The sequence below is a fragment of the Enterobacter cloacae complex sp. IR53030 genome (assembly GCF_049238365.1).
Classification (GTDB): Bacteria; Pseudomonadota; Gammaproteobacteria; order Enterobacterales; family Enterobacteriaceae; genus Enterobacter; species Enterobacter kobei.
On sequence record NZ_JBMKHA010000017.1, the window covers coordinates 47,648 to 66,268 of the forward strand.

General features: G+C 55.1%; 20 protein-coding genes and 1 other annotated feature. Of the genes, 15 read left to right on the forward strand and 5 right to left on the reverse strand.

All coding sequences use genetic code 11. The features are described 5' to 3' along the window. Window positions 1–29 precede the first annotated feature (29 nt). A complete protein-coding gene (gene trpR, locus ACOTXR_RS17105) occupies window positions 30–356 on the forward strand; it encodes a trp operon repressor (RefSeq protein ID WP_014882472.1) in 327 nt (108 codons plus the stop codon). Here trpR and yjjX read toward each other — a convergent pair. Then, window positions 353–868, reverse strand: a complete 516-nt coding sequence (gene yjjX, locus ACOTXR_RS17110; protein ID WP_200923817.1) for an inosine/xanthosine triphosphatase — start codon at window positions 866–868, stop codon at window positions 353–355. The genes trpR and yjjX overlap by 4 nt on opposite strands. A 50-nt stretch (window positions 869–918) precedes the next feature. On the opposite strand from yjjX, the gene gpmB reads away from it, so the two are divergent. Further along, entirely contained in the window at window positions 919–1,566 is a 648-nt protein-coding gene (gene gpmB, locus ACOTXR_RS17115; protein ID WP_014882474.1) for a 2,3-diphosphoglycerate-dependent phosphoglycerate mutase GpmB, read from the forward strand. Here the strand turns inward: gpmB and robA are convergent. Beyond that, complete coding sequence (gene robA, locus ACOTXR_RS17120) at window positions 1,563–2,432, reverse strand: MDR efflux pump AcrAB transcriptional activator RobA (RefSeq protein WP_058690248.1); 870 nt, start codon at window positions 2,430–2,432, stop codon at window positions 1,563–1,565. The genes gpmB and robA overlap by 4 nt on opposite strands. Before the next feature lie 211 nt (window positions 2,433–2,643). Here robA and creA point away from each other — a divergent pair, with 211 nt between their 5' ends. Genes creA through creD form a run of 4 tightly spaced genes read left to right on the forward strand, consistent with a single transcriptional unit; the run spans window position 2,644 to window position 6,651 of the window. Further along, window positions 2,644–3,114, forward strand: coding sequence for a protein CreA (gene creA, locus ACOTXR_RS17125; RefSeq protein ID WP_014882476.1), 471 nt, complete (start codon window positions 2,644–2,646; stop codon window positions 3,112–3,114). A 14-nt stretch (window positions 3,115–3,128) separates the two neighbouring features. Beyond that, window positions 3,129–3,818, forward strand: a complete 690-nt coding sequence (gene creB / locus ACOTXR_RS17130) for a two-component system response regulator CreB (protein ID WP_014882477.1) — start codon at window positions 3,129–3,131, stop codon at window positions 3,816–3,818. Beyond that, a complete protein-coding gene (creC, locus tag ACOTXR_RS17135; protein ID WP_058690247.1) occupies window positions 3,818–5,242 on the forward strand; it encodes a two-component system sensor histidine kinase CreC in 1,425 nt (474 codons plus the stop codon). Before creB ends, creC begins: the two co-directional genes overlap by 1 nt. Before the next feature lie 56 nt (window positions 5,243–5,298). Continuing rightward, complete coding sequence (gene creD, locus ACOTXR_RS17140) at window positions 5,299–6,651, forward strand: cell envelope integrity protein CreD (RefSeq protein WP_058690246.1); 1,353 nt, start codon at window positions 5,299–5,301, stop codon at window positions 6,649–6,651. A 49-nt stretch (window positions 6,652–6,700) separates the two neighbouring features. Here creD and arcA read toward each other — a convergent pair whose 3' ends face one another. Continuing rightward, window positions 6,701–7,417, reverse strand: coding sequence for a two-component system response regulator ArcA (gene arcA / locus ACOTXR_RS17145; RefSeq protein WP_003856501.1), 717 nt, complete (start codon window positions 7,415–7,417; stop codon window positions 6,701–6,703). 95 nt (window positions 7,418–7,512) lie between these two features. Here arcA and yjjY point away from each other — a divergent pair, with 95 nt between their 5' ends. The 7 genes from yjjY to ACOTXR_RS17180 all read left to right on the forward strand — a co-directional run bounded on the left by yjjY (window position 7,513) and on the right by ACOTXR_RS17180 (window position 14,366). Further along, window positions 7,513–7,653, forward strand: a complete 141-nt coding sequence (gene yjjY, locus ACOTXR_RS17150) for a protein YjjY (protein WP_085928893.1) — start codon at window positions 7,513–7,515, stop codon at window positions 7,651–7,653. A 399-nt stretch (window positions 7,654–8,052) separates the two neighbouring features. Further along, window positions 8,053–8,739, forward strand: a complete 687-nt coding sequence (locus ACOTXR_RS17155) for a tRNA/rRNA methyltransferase (protein WP_058690245.1) — start codon at window positions 8,053–8,055, stop codon at window positions 8,737–8,739. Window positions 8,740–8,950: 211 nt separating this feature from the next. After that, complete coding sequence (gene thrL / locus ACOTXR_RS17160) at window positions 8,951–9,019, forward strand: thr operon leader peptide (RefSeq protein ID WP_015572623.1); 69 nt, start codon at window positions 8,951–8,953, stop codon at window positions 9,017–9,019. Continuing rightward, window positions 8,958–9,075: a sequence feature (Thr leader region), on the forward strand. (Overlaps the previous gene by 62 nt.) Before the next feature lie 24 nt (window positions 9,076–9,099). Then, window positions 9,100–11,562: a bifunctional aspartate kinase/homoserine dehydrogenase I gene (thrA, locus tag ACOTXR_RS17165; RefSeq protein ID WP_058690244.1), complete on the forward strand. Its 2,463-nt coding sequence runs from the start codon at window positions 9,100–9,102 to the stop codon at window positions 11,560–11,562. 1 nt (window position 11,563) lies between these two features. Further along, window positions 11,564–12,493 (forward strand): homoserine kinase, encoded by a 930-nt coding sequence (gene thrB / locus ACOTXR_RS17170; protein WP_014882482.1) that lies wholly within the window; start codon window positions 11,564–11,566, stop codon window positions 12,491–12,493. A 3-nt stretch (window positions 12,494–12,496) separates the two neighbouring features. Further along, entirely contained in the window at window positions 12,497–13,783 is a 1,287-nt protein-coding gene (gene thrC / locus ACOTXR_RS17175; protein ID WP_023332051.1) for a threonine synthase, read from the forward strand. 289 nt (window positions 13,784–14,072) lie between these two features. Further along, window positions 14,073–14,366: a DUF2502 domain-containing protein gene (locus tag ACOTXR_RS17180; RefSeq protein ID WP_014882484.1), complete on the forward strand. Its 294-nt coding sequence runs from the start codon at window positions 14,073–14,075 to the stop codon at window positions 14,364–14,366. 32 nt (window positions 14,367–14,398) lie between these two features. Here the strand turns inward: ACOTXR_RS17180 and yaaA are convergent, their stop codons facing one another. Further along, window positions 14,399–15,172: a peroxide stress protein YaaA gene (gene yaaA, locus ACOTXR_RS17185; RefSeq protein ID WP_058690243.1), complete on the reverse strand. Its 774-nt coding sequence runs from the start codon at window positions 15,170–15,172 to the stop codon at window positions 14,399–14,401. Between the two features lie 66 nt (window positions 15,173–15,238). Beyond that, window positions 15,239–16,669, reverse strand: coding sequence for an alanine/glycine:cation symporter family protein (locus ACOTXR_RS17190; protein WP_023336743.1), 1,431 nt, complete (start codon window positions 16,667–16,669; stop codon window positions 15,239–15,241). Window positions 16,670–16,931: 262 nt separating this feature from the next. Here ACOTXR_RS17190 and tal point away from each other — a divergent pair, with 262 nt between their 5' ends. Both tal and mog read left to right on the forward strand, forming a co-directional pair. Further along, entirely contained in the window at window positions 16,932–17,885 is a 954-nt protein-coding gene (gene tal / locus ACOTXR_RS17195; protein WP_014882487.1) for a transaldolase, read from the forward strand. A 110-nt stretch (window positions 17,886–17,995) separates the two neighbouring features. After that, window positions 17,996–18,583: a molybdopterin adenylyltransferase gene (mog, locus tag ACOTXR_RS17200; RefSeq protein WP_032637529.1), complete on the forward strand. Its 588-nt coding sequence runs from the start codon at window positions 17,996–17,998 to the stop codon at window positions 18,581–18,583. Window positions 18,584–18,621: the final 38 nt, after the last annotated feature.

Below are 18,621 nucleotides of genomic sequence, written 5' to 3' on the forward strand. Positions count from 1 at the left end.
TCGCTAATGAGTACAAGAGGCAGCATAACATGACCCAGCATTCCCCGTATTCCTCGGCAATGGCCGAACAGCGTCACCAGGAGTGGCTTCGTTTTGTGGAGCTGCTTCGCCAGTCTTACGATCAGGATTTGCACTTACCTCTTATGCAGCTGATGCTGACCCCAGACGAGCGTGAAGCGCTGGGCACGCGCGTGCGGATCATTGAAGAGCTACTGCGCGGTGAGATGAGTCAGCGTGAGCTGAAAAATGAGCTGGGCGCGGGCATCGCGACGATCACCCGCGGCTCGAACAGCCTGAAGTCTGCGCCGGTCGAGCTGCGCCAGTGGCTGGAAGCGGTGTTGTTGAAAAATACCTAACGATATATCGCGTTATGGAACGGGCTTAACGCTAAAATCACCGCCTGGTGGTAAACGCCTGAACGCGTGAGCGTGCCCGCAGTAAAGACGCCAATCGCCCCTTCTTTACGTCCAATCTCATCAATGCCGGTGTACTGTGACATCACCTGCCCGAGCGCTTCGCCTTCGCGCACTTTGTTCAGAATGATCTCTGGCAGCGGCAGGGTGGCAGAACGCGCTTCACCGCGCTGCTCTCGGCTTTCTATCACCACCCAGCTAAAGGTGGCACCTTCGTCGATCCCGGCTTCAATGGCGACCCAGAAGTCCGCCTTTGGGGCCGCGGCTTTGGCATTTGCCACGCGATTTCGTGCGCCAGCGCGCGTTTCCTCGCTGCCAAACGGCTGTTCAGGTACGCCACTCTCGACGCCGATGGCTTCGATATGGCAGGATCCTTCGCCGAAAATCTCTTCAAAAGCCTTTAGAATTGCCTGAATTTTGGCAGGATTGGTGGTAGCAGAGACAACATGGTGCATAATTAAGCTCGATTCAAAAAAAACTCATCGCAGTATAACGGAAAAAAAGCATGTTACAGGTATACCTTGTTCGCCACGGTGAAACGCAGTGGAACGCCGAGCGACGTATTCAAGGCCAGTCAGACAGTCCTCTCACTGAGAAGGGGATCCAGCAAGCGTGGCAGGTGGCAGAGCGTGCCAGGACGCTGGGCATTACCCACGTGATCACCAGCGATTTAGGTCGCACGCAGCAGACAGCGCGCATCATCGCAGATGCCTGCGGCTGTGACGTGATGCTTGAGCCGCGTCTGCGCGAGCTGGATATGGGCGTGCTGGAAAAACGCCATATCGATACGCTGACCGAAACGGAAGAGGGCTGGCGTCGTACGCTGGTCAACGGTACCGAAGATGGCCGCATCCCTGAGGGGGAATCCATGCAGGAGCTGAGCGTGCGTATGCATGCCGCACTGGCGGAATGTCTGAAGCTTCCGGCAGGTAGCCGTCCGCTGCTGGTGAGTCACGGTATTGCGCTGGGCTGCCTGGTGAGCACCATTCTGGGATTACCGGCTTATGCTGAACGTCGTCTGCGTCTGCGCAACTGCTCTATTTCCCGAATTGATTATCAGGAAAGTGCGTGGCTGGCGTCGGGTTGGGTCGTGGAGATGGCAGGGGACATTTCGCATCTCGATGCCCCTGCGCTTGATGAACTGCAGCGTTAACGACGTATCGGAATTAAGAATTCCATCCGCAGATTGATTGGGCCTTCTTCCGGTTTCGCATCCTGCGCCGGGTAGTAGCGCTCAATGTCCTGACCTTTACGGCGATTCAGATTCAGCATCGGCATGCAGGTCCCGTAAACGGTCAGGATGAACTCCTGAACGCCCGTTCCCAGCCCTTCATACGAGAACATCACGTATTCGCCGCCTTCCAGCACGACCGATTTAGACCCCTGAATATAACCATTTGCCATCTCTGGCGTCAGCGCGGTGGTGTAGAACACCTCCTGCTCGTCGTCTTTTTCCTGGCTTGGGTGCGTTTCGTTGAGACCATAGAGGATCGGTGGGATCGCTGGCGCATGACTCAGGAAGTCGCGCCAGAACTGGACACGCATCTGATGACGGAACTCAGAAATCTGCTCAAGAGAACAGGAGTAGCTCTGGGTCGTACCGATCAGATGGGTTTCCGGCAGCGTGACAATTTCGTATTTCGGCATGGCGAACTCGCCAAGACGCAGCGGCGGACGCATACCAAACGAGCTCCAGTCTGGCGAGCGGCGATAGAGCGCTGGCGTCAACGAGAACTGTTTTTTAAACGCACGGGTGAAGGTCTGCTGCGAATCAAAACGATACTGCAAGGCAATATCCAGAATGGGCCGCGCGGTCAGGCGCAATGCCACCGCAGACTTGGACAAACGACGTGCGCGAATATAGGCCCCGATAGCATGACCGGTGACATCCTTGAACATCCTTTGCAGATGCCACTTGGAATAGCCTGCTTTAGCCGCCACATTATCCAGTGACAAAGGCTGGTCGAGATGACCTTCCAGCCAGGTGAGCAGGTCGCGAATAATTCCAGCCTGATCCATATACTATCCTCATCCTTAAAACAGCAGGTGCCTGATAACAGGTTAGCGGATAATAGCATTTTTTGATGTTTTAGCATTCAGTGTTTTTTTTGCGCATTAATGCCTTTTCTCCCCCGTTTTGGGCGAATATATTCTAATCCTGTGATCTTGCTACATTTTTGTCTAAAGTGTTGAATAATCGCTCAATGCAATTTTAAAGAATGGTAACAATATGAAATACAAGACTTTGCTTCTTACCGCTCTGTTGCTGGTTGCTGGCCGTGCGGCGCAGGCGGAACAGATTGGATCTGTCGATACCGTGTTCAAAATGTTTGGCCCGGACCACAAAATTGTGGTGGAGGCGTTTGACGATCCAGATGTGAAAAACGTCACCTGCTACGTCAGCCGTGCGAAGACGGGCGGTATTAAAGGCGGTCTGGGGCTGGCGGAAGATACCTCTGATGCGGCGATCTCCTGCCAGCAGGTGGGGCCAGTTGAGCTGAGCGATAAAATTAAAAACGGTAAAGCGCAGGGTGACGTGGTGTTCCAGAAACGGACGTCGCTGGTGTTCAAAAAGCTGCAGGTAGTGCGTTTCTATGATGCGAAGCGCAATACGCTGGCTTATCTTGCCTATTCCGACAAAGTGGTGGAAGGCTCGCCGAAAAACGCCATCAGCGCCGTGCCGATTATGCCATGGCATTAATTCAGGGATGAACCATGCAACAACCTGTGGTCTGGCTGGTTGAAGACGAAACCAGTATCGCCGATACGCTTATCTACATGCTTCAGCAGGAAGGCTTTGCGGTAAAGGCGTTTGAGCGCGGTTTACCGGTGCTGGAGGAGGCGCGGCGGCAGATCCCGGCGCTCGCCATTCTGGATGTTGGGCTGCCGGACATCAGCGGCTTTGAACTCTGCCGCCAGCTGCTGGCGCAGCATCCGTCACTTCCGGTGCTGTTTCTCACGGCACGCAGTGATGAAGTGGATAAACTCCTCGGGCTGGAAATGGGCGCCGACGACTACGTCGCCAAGCCTTTTTCTCCGCGAGAGGTTTGCGCCCGGGTAAGGACAATTTTACGGCGGATGCAAAAATCCGCCGCGCCAGCAGAAACGATGCGTATCGGGCAATTTGAGCTAAATGAACCTGCCGCCCGAATAAGCTGGTGCGGTGAAGTTTTACCCCTGACCCGCTACGAGTTCTTGCTGCTCAAAACCTTTTTACAGGCCCCCGGGCGGGTATTTTCGCGCCAGCAGCTGATGGACAAGGTATGGGGTGAAGACGGCGACAGCTTCGATCGTACCGTGGATACCCATATCAAAACCCTGCGCGCCAAGCTGCGGGCGGTGAACGATGAACAGTCTCCCATCAGTACCCATCGGGGTATGGGCTACAGTCTGGGCCTTTACTGATGCGCATTGGGATGCGGTTGTTGCTGGGATATTTCCTGATCGTGGGCATCGCCGCGTGGTTTGTGCTGTCGATTTTTGTTCAGGAAGTGAAGCCCGGCGTGCGCAGGGCCACCGAGGGGACGTTGATCGATACCGCGACCTTGCTTGCCGAAATCGGGCGCGACGATCTTCTTTCGGGGAATGCGCAGCAGGGCAAACTGGCGCAGGCCTTTTCACAGCTCCATCAGCGGCCTTTCCGCGCCAACCTCGGCGGCATCTATAAGGTGCGTAACGAGTATCACGTCTATATGACCGATGCGCAGGGCAGAGTGGTGTTTGATTCCGCCGGTCTGGCCGTGGGGCAAGATTACTCGCGCTGGAACGATGTCTGGCTAACGCTTCGCGGTAAATACGGCGCGCGCAGCACTCAGAGCAATCCAGACGATCCTGAGAGTACGGTAATGTATGTTGCCGCGCCGGTTGTGGAGCAGGGTAAGATTATCGGCGTGCTGTCGGTCGGGAAACCGAACAGCGCGATGGCTCCGGTTATCCACCGCAGCGAGCGGCGGATCCTCTGGGCGGGTGGCGCGTTGCTCGGCATTGCCTTGCTGATTGGTCTCCTTGTCGCCTGGTGGATCAATCGTTCTATCAGTACGTTATCGCGCTATGCCGATTCGGTGACCACCGACACGCCTCTCCCGCTACCTAATCCGGGCAGCAGCGAACTGCACAAGCTGGCCCAGGCGCTGGAGAATATGCGCATTCGTCTCGAAGGGAAAAATTACATTGAACGCTATGTCCATGCGCTCACCCACGAGCTGAAAAGCCCGATGGCGGCCATACGCGGCGCGGCGGAAATCCTTGCCGAGCAGCCGCCGCCGCAGGTGGCAGCACGCTTTATTGATAACATTTTGGTACAAAACGCACGCATGCAGTCGCTGGTTGAAAAACTGCTCGCGCAGGCGCGGCTTGAAAATCGGGTCGAGATTACGCCGGAGGTCATCCGGGTCAATTCACTGTTTACGCGGCTTGCTGACGCGCGCTCGGCCCTGCTATCGGCAAAAGCGATTGTGCTGACTATCCAGCCTGTTCCGTTTAATGTTGAAGGCGATCCCGATCTCCTCGAACAGGCGCTCGGCAATTTGCTGGATAACGCCATCGATTTTACGCCTCAGGGCGGAACCATTGAACTGGTGGCCCGGGAAGAGCAGGGGCAGATACAGCTTGTCGTCATCGACAGCGGAAGCGGGATCCCGGATTACGCGCTGGATCGTATTTTTGAACGCTTCTATTCCCTTCCGCGCGAGAACGGGCTTAAGAGCAGTGGGCTCGGGCTGGCCTTTGTGCAGGAGGTGGCGCGTCTGCATCAGGGAGAGATTACATTGCGCAATCGTGATGAGGGCGGCGTGATGGCCACGCTGACACTTCACCGTCCCTTCACATAACTTCAAACTGCCCCCACACAGCCTGGTTACGCTCTCTTCATCACAAAGGAGACGTAATGATGAAATCCCCCCTATTCTGGAAAATAAGCACCCTGCTGGGGTGCATTCTGCTGCTGTTAGTCCCGTTGTTTATGGTAAGTAACCTCATTGCAGAGCGTGAAAGCTACCGTAATGATGTCGAAAATACGCTTCGCCAGAGCACCAGCGGACCGCAAAAACTGGTCGGCCCGCTGATTGCGATTCCGGTGACAGAGATCTTTTACAAGCTAGAGGATGAGAAGAAGGTCGAGTACAAGAAAAGCTATCTGCATTTTATCCTGCCGGAGTCGCTGCTTGTTGAGGGTAACCAGCGCGTTGAGTCCCGAAATATCGGCATCTATGACGGACAGATCTGGAACACCGATCTCAAAATAAAAGCGCAGTTCAGCACCGAAAAAATGACGCAGCTAAAAGGGGAGACGATGACCCTGGGGCAGCCGTTTATCGTTGTTGGAGTGGGCGATGCACGCGGTATTGGCACGGTGAAAGTCTCCATTATCAACGGCGAGACGCTGAGCGTAGAGCCGGGTTCGGGCGTATCTGGCGCGCTTTCCGGTGTTCATATCCCGCTGACGGATAAAGCGCTGGAGTCAAAAACGTTTGCCATGGAGATGTCGCTGAATCTGGCGGGGACGGGGAGTTTTGCCGTGGTGCCCGTGGGACGTAACAGCGAAATGGCGCTGAACAGCAACTGGCCGCATCCGGGCTTCATGGGCAACTATCTGCCGGTGAAACACAAAATCGGTGATTCAGGTTTTCAGGCGAACTGGCAGAGCAGCTGGTTTGCGAACAACCTTGAGAGCTGGTTCAACGGGAGTGAATCTCCTGCGTGGGAGTCGATCCCGGCTTTTAGCGTCACGGTAGCCACACCTGCCGATCAGTATCAGCTGACTGACCGGGCAATCAAGTATGCTATTTTGCTGATTGCGCTGACGTTTATGGCCTTCTTTGTCTTCGAAACCTTAACCGGGCTGCGCCTGCACCCAATGCAGTATCTGCTGGTGGGGTTGTCGCTGGTGCTGTTCTATCTGGTGCTGCTGGCGCTGTCAGAACACGTCGGCTTTACGCCTGCCTGGGTTGTTGCAAGCCTGGTGGGTGCTGCGATGAACGGGATGTACCTGCAGGCGGTGCTAAAAAGCTGGAAGCGCAGCGGGTTGTTTGTGCTGGCCTTGCTGGGGCTGGACGTGGTGATGTGGTTCCTGCTGCGCTCGGAGGATAGTGCGCTGCTGTTGGGGTCAGCGGTGCTCGCACTGGCACTGTTCGCCGTGATGTACCTGACCCGGCATTTCGACTGGTATTCGCTTTCACAGCCGAAGCGCCCTGAGCCACCCGCAGAGCCCGATAACGACACGATGCGGATCTGGAAATAAAAAAAACGGCGCGAATGCGCCGTTTTTCTTTATTGCATTGACTGCGGGATTACTCCTGCAGGTCTCCGCAGAAACGGTACCCTTCGCCGTGGATTGTGGCGATGATTTCCGGCGTATCAGGCGTAGATTCGAAATGTTTACGAATACGACGGATGGTCACGTCTACGGTACGGTCGTGTGGCTTCAGCTCACGGCCGGTCATTTTCTTCAGCAGTTCTGCACGGGACTGAATTTTGCCCGGGTTTTCGCAGAAGTGCAGCATCGCGCGGAATTCGCTGCGCGGCAGTTTATACTGCTCACCGTTCGGGCTAATCAGCGAACGGCTATTGATATCAAGTTCCCAGCCGTTGAATTTGTAGCTATCGACGCTACGACGCTCTTCACTGACCGTGCCCAGGTTCATGGTGCGGGACAGCAGGTTGCGTGCACGAATGGTTAACTCGCGTGGGTTGAACGGCTTGGTGATGTAGTCATCCGCACCGATTTCCAGGCCAAGAATTTTATCAACTTCGTTGTCACGGCCCGTCAGGAACATTAACGCGACGTTCGCCTGCTCACGCAGTTCGCGCGCCAGAAGAAGCCCGTTTTTGCCCGGCAGGTTGATATCCATGATTACCAGGTTGATATCATTTTCAGAAAGGATCTGATGCATCTCTGCGCCATCGGTCGCTTCAAAGACATCGTAGCCTTCTGCTTCGAAAATGCTCTTTAACGTGTTGCGTGTTACCAACTCGTCTTCAACGATAAGAATGTGCGGGGTCTGCATGTTTGCTACCTAAATTGCCAACTAAATCGAAACAGGAAGTACAAAAGTCCCTGACCTGCCTGATGCATGTCGCAAATTAACATGATCGGCTTAACGTGACTAAAGTACGTAATTGCGTTCTTGATGCACTTTCCATCAACGTCAACAACATCATTAGCTTGGTCTTGGGTACTTTCCCTTTGGACCCGACAGTGTCAAAAACGGCTGTCATCCTAACCATTTTAACAGCAACATAACAGGCTAAGTGACACCAGACACCCAATAAAACTACGCTTCGTTGACATATATCAAGTTCAATTGTAGCACGTTAACAGTTTGATGAAATCATCGTAGCCGAATGCTAGCCTTTGTCACAATTTTTCAATAAACCAACTAGTTGCGGACATTGATATATAAACGAAGCGAATCCAATCAGAATAGGGTATTCATGATGCCATTATCATTATAAAACATAAGGATAATGGTCTTCTGTTAACATTCTAACTGATTGTTCAGACACAAAATAGTTTAGCGTCTTTAATTTGTTATGAAACGCTATTTCGGTGATTTGTGTTGCAAATTTGTAAATTTGCGCTGCGTAATATATTGAAGTGCATCACATTTTTACCCGCTAACTGATTAAAAAGAGAGCATAAATGCATCTGTCGATTGTACTGGTCGCCCCAGCCAGAGCAGAAAATATAGGCGCTGCGGCGCGTGCCATGAAGACCATGGGTTTTACCGATTTACGTATTGTGGACAGCACTGCGCACCTGGAGCCTGCTGCCCGCTGGGTGGCGCATGGTTCGGGAGATATTCTCGATAATATAACGACTTACGCTACGCTTGCCCACGCACTGCATGACATTTCGTTTACCGTTGCGACCACCGCCCGCAGTCGCGCGAAGTTCCATTACTACGCCACGCCTGCTGAACTGGTGCCCATGCTGGAAGAGAAAAGCCAGTGGCTTGAGAAAGCGGCGCTGGTGTTTGGCCGCGAAGATTCCGGACTCACTAACGAAGAGCTGGCACTGGCGGATGTTTTGACTGGCGCGCCGATGGTCGCGGATTATCCGTCTCTGAATTTAGGCCAGGCGGTCATGGTCTATTGCTATCAATTAGCATCCTTAATACAAATCCCCCAGCCGCCCGATACAGGAACCGATGAAAACCAGCTGGCTGCACTTCGCGCTCGCGTGGAGAACTTGCTCTTGCGGCTGGATGTGGCGGACGATCAAAAAATGGCTGACTGGCTACACCAGCGTCTCGGACGACTTGAGCAGCGGGACACGGCAATGTTGCACCGTTTGCTGCACGATATTGAAAAAAAATTAGCCGAGTAAAATGCTGTCATAAGTTTTTACTATGGCGAAATTGTCTGTCATGGAGGGTTGCATTTGGGGGAATCGGATGAAAATAAATCGGCAAACAGCGGGGCGTGAGTCTCTGCGGAATTGTGATCAAATTAAAAATTCATTGACTTAAGGTGCCCGATCCTTTAACCCTAAAAGAATACAGCACAGACAGATAATAATGACAGAGTACACAACATCCATGAAACGCATCAGCATCACCACCATTACTACAACCATCATCATTACCACAGGTAACGATGCGGGCTGACGCGTACAGGAAAAACAAAAAAAAGCCCGCACCTGAACAGTGCGGGCTTTTTTTTCGGCTAAAGGAAACGAGGTAGAACCATGCGAGTGTTGAAGTTCGGCGGTACATCAGTGGCAAATACAGAACGTTTTCTGCGTGTTGCCGATATCCTGGAGAGCAACGCCAGGCAGGGGCAGGTTGCGACCGTGCTCTCTGCCCCGGCAAAAATCACGAACCATCTGGTGGCGATGATTGAAAAAACCATCGGTGGTCAGGATGCACTTCCGAACATCAGCGACGCCGAGCGTATCTTCGCTGAGCTGCTGCAGGGGCTGGCGGAGGCACAGCCCGGCTTCCCGCTCGCACAGCTGAAGTCTTTCGTTGAGCAGGAGTTTGCTCAGATCAAACATGTGCTGCACGGTATCAGCCTGCTGGGCCAGTGTCCGGACAGCATCAACGCGGCGCTGATCTGCCGCGGTGAGAAACTGTCAATCGCCATCATGGCTGGCCTGCTGGAAGCGCGTGGCCACGGCGTGACCGTCATCAATCCGGTTGAAAAACTGCTTGCGGTGGGCCACTACCTCGAATCTACCGTTGATATTGCCGAATCAACCCGCCGTATCGCCGCGAGCAAAATCCCGTCTGACCACATGATCCTGATGGCGGGTTTTACCGCCGGAAATGAGAAGGGTGAGCTGGTGGTGCTGGGCCGTAACGGCTCCGACTACTCTGCCGCCGTGCTGGCTGCCTGTTTACGCGCAGACTGTTGTGAGATCTGGACTGACGTCGACGGCGTGTATACCTGCGACCCGCGCCAGGTACCGGACGCCAGGTTGCTGAAGTCGATGTCTTACCAGGAAGCGATGGAGCTTTCCTACTTCGGCGCCAAAGTGCTTCACCCACGTACCATCTCCCCGATTGCCCAGTTCCAGATCCCTTGCCTGATTAAAAACACCGGTAACCCGCAAGCGCCAGGCACGCTGATTGGTGCCAGCTCCGATGAAGATGGCCTGCCGGTGAAAGGCATCTCCAACCTCAATAACATGGCGATGTTCAGCGTCTCCGGTCCTGGGATGAAGGGCATGGTCGGCATGGCGGCGCGCGTCTTTGCCGCAATGTCACGCAACGGTATCTCGGTGGTGCTGATCACGCAGTCCTCTTCCGAGTACAGCATCAGCTTCTGCGTGCCGCAGGCCGACTGCCTGCGCGCGCGCCGTGCGCTGGAAGAAGAGTTCTATCTGGAGCTGAAAGAGGAGTTGCTGGAGCCGCTCTCCATTCAGGAGCGTCTGGCCGTCATCTCCGTTGTGGGCGACGGGATGCGCACCCTGCGCGGTATCTCCGCGAAGTTCTTTGCCGCGCTGGCCCGCGCCAACATCAATATCGTGGCGATTGCCCAGGGCTCGTCTGAGCGTTCTATCTCCGTTGTGGTGGATAACGACGATGCCACCACCGGCGTGCGCGTGGTGCATCAGATGCTGTTCAATACCGATCAGGTCATTGAACTGTTCCTGATTGGCGTGGGCGGTGTCGGCGGCGCGCTGCTCGAGCAGGTGAAGCGTCAGCAGGCGTGGCTCAAGAAGAAGCATATCGATTTGCGCGTCTGCGGTATTGCCAATTCCAGAGCGCTACTGACCAATGTGCATGGTCTGAATCTTGAAAACTGGCAGGCCGGGCTGGAAGAGGCGAAAGAGCCGTTTAATCTGGGTCGCCTTATCCGTCTGGTAAAAGAGTACCATCTGCTTAACCCGGTGATTGTCGACTGTACGTCAAACCAGGCCGTTGCCGACCAGTATGCGGATTTCCTGCGCGAAGGCTTCCACGTGGTGACGCCGAACAAAAAGGCCAACACCTCGTCGATGGATTACTATCACCAGTTGCGTCTGGCGGCGAGCAAGTCGCGCCGTAAGTTCCTGTACGACACCAACGTGGGCGCAGGCCTGCCGGTTATCGAAAATCTGCAAAATCTGCTGAATGCGGGCGACGAACTGCAGCGTTTCTCCGGCATTCTCTCCGGCTCCCTGTCGTTTATCTTTGGCAAGCTGGACGAGGGCATGAGCCTCTCGGAAGCCACCCGCGCCGCGCGCGAGCTGGGCTATACCGAGCCGGATCCACGTGACGATCTCTCCGGCATGGACGTGGCGCGTAAGCTGCTGATCCTCGTGCGCGAAACCGGTCGCGAGCTGGAGCTTTCGGACATTGTGATTGAACCCGTGTTGCCAGCCGAGTTTGACAGCAGCGGTGATGTCAGCACCTTTATGGCGAATTTACCCCAGCTTGACGATGCTTTTGCCGCGCGCGTGGCGAAAGCCCGTGATGAAGGTAAGGTATTGCGCTATGTTGGCAACATTGAAGAAGATGGCGTGTGCCGGGTGAAGATTGCCGAAGTGGATGGCAACGACCCGCTGTACAAAGTCAAAAACGGCGAAAACGCCCTCGCGTTTTACAGCCACTATTATCAGCCATTGCCGCTGGTGCTTCGCGGCTATGGCGCAGGGAACGATGTTACAGCGGCGGGTGTGTTTGCCGATCTGTTGCGTACCCTGTCATGGAAGTTAGGAGTTTAACATGGTCAAAGTTTATGCCCCGGCTTCCAGCGCCAATATGAGCGTCGGATTTGATGTGCTGGGTGCGGCGGTCACGCCGGTGGACGGTTCGCTGTTGGGCGATACGGTTACGGTTGAGGCGGCGGCGAGTTTCAGCCTCAATAACGTGGGCCGATTCGCCAGCAAACTTCCGTCTGACCCGCGCGAGAATATCGTCTATCAGTGCTGGGAACGCTTCTGTCAGGAGATCGGCAAAAACGTGCCGGTCGCCATGACGCTGGAAAAAAGTATGCCGATTGGCTCGGGGCTGGGCTCCAGCGCCTGTTCCGTGGTTGCCGCGCTGGTGGCGATGAACGAGCACTGCGGCAAGCCTTTGAATAACAGCCGCCTGCTGGGGTTAATGGGCGAGCTGGAAGGGCGTATCTCCGGCAGTATCCACTACGACAATGTGGCACCGTGCTTCCTTGGCGGTATGCAACTGATGATCGAAGAAAATGGCATCATCAGCCAGCAGGTGCCAGGGTTTGATGAGTGGCTGTGGGTGCTGGCATATCCGGGGATTAAGGTCTCTACCGCGGAAGCGCGTGCGATCCTGCCTGCGCAATATCGTCGTCAGGACTGTATTGCTCACGGACGTCATCTGGCGGGCTTTATCCACGCCTGCTATACCCGTCAGCCGCAGCTGGCGGCGAAGCTGATGAAAGATGTCATTGCCGAGCCGTACCGCACGAAGCTGCTGCCTGGCTTTAACGAGGCGCGACAGGCCGCCATGGATATCGGCGCGCAGGCGTGCGGCATCTCCGGCTCCGGCCCGACGCTGTTCGCCCTGTGCGATAAGCCAGACACCGCGCAGCGCGTGGCGGACTGGCTCTCTAAACACTACCTGCAAAATCAGGAAGGCTTTGTTCATATTTGCCGTCTGGACACGGCTGGCGCACGAGTACTGGGATAACGAATGAAACTCTATAACCTTAAAGATCATAACGAGCAGGTCAGCTTCGCGCAGGCAGTGACTCAGGGGCTGGGCAAAAATCAGGGGCTGTTCTTCCCGCATGACCTGCCGGAATTTCAGCTGACCGAGATTGATGAACTGCTGAAGCAGGACTTTGTCACCCGCAGCACCAAAATTCTGTCTGCGTTTATCGGCGACGAAATCCCTCAGGAGCTGCTGGAAGAGCGCGTGCGTGCGGCGTTTGCCTTCCCGGCTCCGGTGCAGCAGGTGGAGCCTGACGTCGGTTGTCTGGAGCTGTTCCACGGCCCGACCCTGGCGTTTAAAGACTTCGGTGGCCGCTTTATGGCGCAGATGCTGACCCACATCAGCGGCGACAAGCCGGTGACCATTTTGACAGCCACCTCCGGCGATACCGGTGCCGCGGTCGCGCATGCGTTCTACGGCCTGAAAAACGTCCGCGTGGTGATCCTCTATCCAAAAGGCAAAATCAGCCCGCTGCAGGAAAAACTGTTCTGTACGCTCGGCGGCAACATTGAGACCGTGGCGATCGACGGTGACTTTGATGCCTGTCAGGCGCTGGTCAAGCAGGCGTTCGATGATGAAGAGCTGAAGGCCGCGCTGGGGCTGAATTCCGCCAACTCCATCAACATCAGCCGTCTGCTGGCGCAGATTTGCTACTACTTCGAAGCGGTAGCACAGCTGCCACAGGAAGCGCGCAATCAGCTGGTGGTGTCCGTACCAAGCGGTAACTTCGGTGACCTGACGGCGGGATTGCTGGCGAAATCGCTCGGTCTGCCGGTGAAGCGCTTTATCGCCGCTACCAACGCCAACGACACCGTGCCGCGCTTCCTGAAAGACGGGAAATGGGCACCGAACGCGACGCAGGCGACGCTCTCCAATGCCATGGATGTGTCACAGCCAAACAACTGGCCGCGCGTGGAAGAGCTGTTCCGCCGCAAGGTATGGCGTCTGGTGGACCTGGGCTACGCGGCGGTGACGGATGAGACCACTAAAGCGACCATGCGCGAGCTGAAGGCGGTGGGATATACCTCTGAGCCGCACGCGGCAATTGCGTATCGCGCACTGCGCGACCAGCTCAACCCGGGGGAATATGGTCTGTTCCTCGGTACCGCCCATCCCGCCAAGTTCAAAGAGAGCGTGGAAGCGATCCTGGGCGAAACGCTGCCGCTGCCAAAAGAGCTGGCCGAGCGTGCCGACCTGCCGCTGCTGTCACACGAGCTGCCTGCGGATTTTGCCGCGCTGCGTAAGTTGATGATGACTCGCGCGTGATTGTGTTGCCCGGTGGCGGCTACGCCTTACCGGACCTACGGGGTTTTTAGGCCGGGTAAGCGCAGCGCCACCCGGCAAAAGCAGCACCGATCTTTAGGCCGGGAAAGGCGAAGCCGCCACCCGGCTTTTTTGTGAAGAAAATAAGGAGGAATAAAGCAGGAAAAAAGCAGAAATTCCCAATAAATGCGGTCACTTAGCGTTTAGGATTGCAGAGAATAACATCCCCCGTTCCCCTCGCGTACTCTCCTTACATCGGCCCACGTTGGGCAAGAAGAATAAGGAGTCACAGATGTCTACACTGAAACCTGCACTCATCGCGCTTTCACTGGTGCTGGTCGCTCCCATGGCGGCACAGGCATCCGAAATCACCCTCGTACCGGCGGTTAAACTGCAGATTGGCGACCGGGACAACAGCGGGCATTACTGGGACGGCGGCCGCTGGCGCGACCACGACTGGTGGAAGGCGCATTATGACTGGCGTGATAACCACTGGCGCCCGCATGACGAACATCGCGATCGTGACGATCGACACGACCATCATCATGACGATCGCCATCCAGGGCCGGACTGGAAGCACCATTAATGCAACACCCCGCCAGCAGGCGGGGTGTTGTTTTACTGTTCGTGGCGTTTAAAGACCAGTTCGCCTTTCCCCGACGCGTCTTCGTCAAAGAAATAGCCTTCGCTGTTAAAATCGGTCAGCTGCTCCGGCTTGGTCAGGCGGTTCTGAATGATATAGCGGCTCATGAGGCCCCGCGCCTTTTTGGCATAGAAGCTGATGACCTTGAACTTGCCGTTTTTCTCATCCAGGAAGACCGGCTTGATGATTTCCGCATCCAGCTTTTTCGGTTTCACCGACTTGTAGTATTCATCGGATGCCAGGTTAATCACCACGTTATCGCCCTGAGCGCGTAGCGCCGCGTTCAGCTTATCGGTGATGATTTCGCCCCAGAAATGGTACAAGTCTTTGCCTTTGGCGTTTTCCAGACGAATGCCCATCTCCAGACGGTACGGCTGCATTAGATCCAGCGGACGCAGTACGCCATACAGACCCGACAGCATACGCAGATGCTGCTGGGCAAAATCGAAGTCGGCTTCACTGAAGTCTTCCGCCTGCAGACCGGTATAGACATCACCTTTAAACGCCAGAATCGCCTGACGCGCGTTAGCAGGGGTGAAATCCGGATGCCATTCATGGAATCGGGTCGCGTTCAGGTCCGCCAGCTTGTCGCTGATGCCCATCAGCGAGGCGATTTGCGGCGCAGAGAGCTTGCGCGCTTCACGGATCAGCTGCTGTGAATAATCCAGCAGTTCTGGCTGGGTATAGCGCTCAGTGGCGAGCGGGCTCTGGTAGTCGAGCGTTTTTGCAGGTGAAATCAGAATCAGCATATCCAGTCCTTGCAGGAAATTTAGAGCGACTTTAACAAAAAATCGCCCTGAATTGATCGATAGCTGTTATCGCCGGGGCAAATCATCCCAGGTGCCAGGGGCAAGTTGTGACGCAATTTCGGGGTAACGTGATGCATCAAATACCGGGGCAACCCCCAGCTTGCGCTGGCGAAGATAATCTTTGGCAATAAGCGTCACAACGGGGGAGAGCAGCAGGATCGCCGTCAGGTTAGTGATTGCCATTAGCGCCATAATGACATCCGCCAGCTGCCAGATCATAGGCATCGTCAGAAGGGCGCCCGCGAACACCATCAGTATCACCCCCAGGCGAAGCAGGAGGATAGCAGGGCGAGCGTTGAATCTCAGGAAAATGAGGTTGTTTTCAGCGTACAGATAGTTGACCACAATTGAGCTGAAGGAGAACAACATCAGTATGAGCGAGACAAAGCCAGCCCCCCAGCCGCCGGTCAGGTTCACCAGCGCCTGCTGAAGAAATTGTATCCCGACAGCATCCGAGGTATGGGGGACCGGGCCGGCCAGCAGGAGGATCATGGCACTCGCGGAACAGATGATCACCGTATCCATAAAGACGCCGATCATCTGCACAATACCCTGCGCAGCCGGGTGTGGCGGCCACGAAGAGGCGGCCGCTGCGACGTTGGGAGTGGAACCCATTCCGGCTTCATTGGAGAACATGCCTCGTTGAAAACCTGCCATCAATGCCTGGCTCAGGGTATAGCCCAGCGCGCCTGATGCGACTTCTCGCCAGCCAAAGGCGCTTTTAAAGATGGACGCAATGACCCCCGGAACCTGTTCGAAATGCAGTGCTGCAACGACCAGACTCGCGGCAACCCAGAGCAGAGCCATAATGGGCACCAGCCACTGCATCAGGCGGGCGACGCCCCTAAGGCCGGCAGAAATGGCGAGCAAAACAAAGAGGGCTAACACGCTGCCCGTGAGCCACTCCGGACAGGAGAAGGTATAGCGCAGAGCATGGGCAACCGAGTTTGACTGGACGGTATTAAAAATGAGGCCGTATGCGAACAGTAAAAAAAGCGAGAACAGCACGCCCATCCAGCGCATCCCTAAGCCACGCGCCATATACCATGACGGGCCGCCGCGAAACTGTCCGCTTTTATCCTTCTCTTTGTAGAGTTGTGCCAGCGAACTTTCGGCGAAAGAGGTGGCCATCCCCAGAAGTGCCGTGACCCACATCCAGAACACTGCGCCAGGCCCTCCTGCGCTGATGGCCAGCGCAACGCCTGCCAGATTGCCGCTGCCAAGGCGTGCCGCAAGGCTGGTACACAGCGCCTGAAACGAGGTGAGTCCGCCCGGATGGGGCGTGACGCTGTTTTTCAGACTTCTGCCAAACTTGCGAATATAGCGAAACTGGATAAACCCACTGCGTAGCGTAAACCAGATACCTGCTCCCAGGAGCAGGTAAATCATTATCGAGCCCCAGAGGACTTCGTTAATAAAGAAAAAGAAATCAGGCATTAACGTCCCTCTTGTTGATGCCAATGTGAATATGTAAGCGCTACCACTGATTGGGCATGCTGTTGCTTAGCAGCCTGTTAATATTCTCAGTTTATCATACTCTGCCTAAGCGCACTGTCTGCGGTTGCGCTACCCCTCCGTCGTGTTATCATCAGGGCAGACCGGTTACATCCCCCTAACAAGTAAACCTGTCATTTTTCCGCTGCAGGCATGCTGTCGGTAGCGTGAATTATCCAGGGCACGTTAAAAGAGAAACACTATCATGACGGATAAATTGACCTCCCTTCGTCAGTTCACCACTGTCGTAGCTGACACCGGAGATATCGCGGCAATGAAGCTGTACCAGCCGCAGGATGCCACAACTAACCCTTCTCTGATCCTTAACGCCGCACAGATCCCTGAGTATCGCAAACTGATTGACGAGGCCGTGACCTGGGCGAAAGCACAGAGCAATGACCGCGCGCAGCAGGTTGTGGATGCCACTGATAAACTGGCCGTGAACATCGGTCTGGAAATTCTGAAACTGGTCCCGGGCCGTATCTCCACCGAAGTGGATGCACGTCTGTCCTACGACACCGAAGCGTCAATTGCTAAAGCAAAACGTCTGATCAAACTGTACAACGATGCGGGCATCAGCAACGACCGTATCCTGATCAAACTGGCGTCTACCTGGCAGGGCATCCGCGCGGCGGAGCAGCTGGAAAAAGAAGGCATCAACTGTAACCTGACCCTGCTGTTCTCCTTCGCGCAGGCGCGTGCTTGTGCTGAAGCTGGCGTATACCTGATTTCTCCGTTCGTAGGCCGTATTCTGGACTGGTACAAAGCCAACACCGACAAGAAAGAGTACGCGGCTTCTGAAGATCCAGGCGTGGTTTCCGTGACTGAAATCTACGAATACTACAAACAGCATGGTTATGAGACCGTGGTGATGGGCGCAAGCTTCCGTAACGTCGGTGAAATCATCGAACTGGCTGGCTGTGACCGCCTGACCATCGCCCCTGCGCTGCTGAAAGAGCTGGCAGAAAGCGAAGGTACCATCGAGCGCAAACTGTCCTACACCGGTGAAGTGAAAGCACGCCCAGAGCGCATCACTGAATCCGAGTTCCTTTGGCAGCACAACCAGGATCCAATGGCGGTAGACAAACTGGCGGACGGTATCCGTAAGTTTGCTATTGACCAGGAAAAACTGGAAAAAATGATCGGCGACCTGCTGTAATCATTCTGCGTGACCGGGTCCCCGGTCACGCTACTTCTTTCGTACTCTGTCTGAATTTCCCCTCTGCGTGTATCATTCCCTTTAATCAGTACTTTTTGAATGGAATGGATATGAATACCTTACGCATCGGCTTAGTGTCGATTTCCGACCGCGCCTCCAGCGGCGTTTACCAGGATAAAGGCATCCCTGCTCTGGAAGAGTGGCTGGCAAGCGCGTTGACCACCCCGTTTGAGATCCAGACCCGCCTGATCCCGGACGAACAGCCAATCATCGAGCAGACCCTGTGTGAGCTGGTGGATGAAATGAGCTGTCACCTTGTGCTGACGACGGGCGGAACCGGCCCTGCGCGCCGCGATGTTACCCCGGACGCGACGCTGGCGATTGCCGATCGTGAAATGCCAGGCTTCGGTGAACAGATGCGTCAGATCAGTCTACACTTTGTCCCGACAGCCATTTTGTCTCGCCAGGTGGGGGTGATCCGCAAACAGGCGCTGATTCTGAACCTGCCAGGCCAGCCGAAGTCCATCAAAGAGACGCTGGAAGGACTGAAAGCGGAGGATGGCAGCGTCATCGTCCACGGCATCTTTGCAAGTGTACCGTATTGTATACAGTTGCTGGAGGGGCCGTACGTCGAGACGGACGACAAAGTGGTAGCAGCATTTCGTCCTAAAAGCGCCCGCCGCGAGACAATCTCCTGAAATTAATTAAAATGTGACATTAGCGTCAGCCGCAGTGG

What these genes read in the sequence shown, in the direction of transcription:
- creC (WP_058690247.1), top strand. Translation starts at nt 3,818, where the DNA reads ATGCGCATTGGGATGCGGTTGTTGCTGGGATATTTCCTGATCGTGGGC.
- mog (WP_032637529.1), top strand. Translation starts at nt 17,996, where the DNA reads ATGAATACCTTACGCATCGGCTTAGTGTCGATTTCCGACCGCGCCTCC.
- gpmB (WP_014882474.1), top strand. Translation starts at nt 919, where the DNA reads ATGTTACAGGTATACCTTGTTCGCCACGGTGAAACGCAGTGGAACGCC.
- yjjX (WP_200923817.1), bottom strand. Translation starts at nt 868, where the DNA reads ATGCACCATGTTGTCTCTGCTACCACCAATCCTGCCAAAATTCAGGCA.
- thrC (WP_023332051.1), top strand. Translation starts at nt 12,497, where the DNA reads ATGAAACTCTATAACCTTAAAGATCATAACGAGCAGGTCAGCTTCGCG.
- ACOTXR_RS17190 (WP_023336743.1), bottom strand. Translation starts at nt 16,669, where the DNA reads ATGCCTGATTTCTTTTTCTTTATTAACGAAGTCCTCTGGGGCTCGATA.
- thrB (WP_014882482.1), top strand. Translation starts at nt 11,564, where the DNA reads ATGGTCAAAGTTTATGCCCCGGCTTCCAGCGCCAATATGAGCGTCGGA.
- yaaA (WP_058690243.1), bottom strand. Translation starts at nt 15,172, where the DNA reads ATGCTGATTCTGATTTCACCTGCAAAAACGCTCGACTACCAGAGCCCG.
- arcA (WP_003856501.1), bottom strand. Translation starts at nt 7,417, where the DNA reads ATGCAGACCCCGCACATTCTTATCGTTGAAGACGAGTTGGTAACACGC.
- ACOTXR_RS17155 (WP_058690245.1), top strand. Translation starts at nt 8,053, where the DNA reads ATGCATCTGTCGATTGTACTGGTCGCCCCAGCCAGAGCAGAAAATATA.
- trpR (WP_014882472.1), top strand. Translation starts at nt 30, where the DNA reads ATGACCCAGCATTCCCCGTATTCCTCGGCAATGGCCGAACAGCGTCAC.
- ACOTXR_RS17180 (WP_014882484.1), top strand. Translation starts at nt 14,073, where the DNA reads ATGTCTACACTGAAACCTGCACTCATCGCGCTTTCACTGGTGCTGGTC.
- creB (WP_014882477.1), top strand. Translation starts at nt 3,129, where the DNA reads ATGCAACAACCTGTGGTCTGGCTGGTTGAAGACGAAACCAGTATCGCC.
- robA (WP_058690248.1), bottom strand. Translation starts at nt 2,432, where the DNA reads ATGGATCAGGCTGGAATTATTCGCGACCTGCTCACCTGGCTGGAAGGT.
- tal (WP_014882487.1), top strand. Translation starts at nt 16,932, where the DNA reads ATGACGGATAAATTGACCTCCCTTCGTCAGTTCACCACTGTCGTAGCT.
- thrA (WP_058690244.1), top strand. Translation starts at nt 9,100, where the DNA reads ATGCGAGTGTTGAAGTTCGGCGGTACATCAGTGGCAAATACAGAACGT.
- creD (WP_058690246.1), top strand. Translation starts at nt 5,299, where the DNA reads ATGATGAAATCCCCCCTATTCTGGAAAATAAGCACCCTGCTGGGGTGC.
- creA (WP_014882476.1), top strand. Translation starts at nt 2,644, where the DNA reads ATGAAATACAAGACTTTGCTTCTTACCGCTCTGTTGCTGGTTGCTGGC.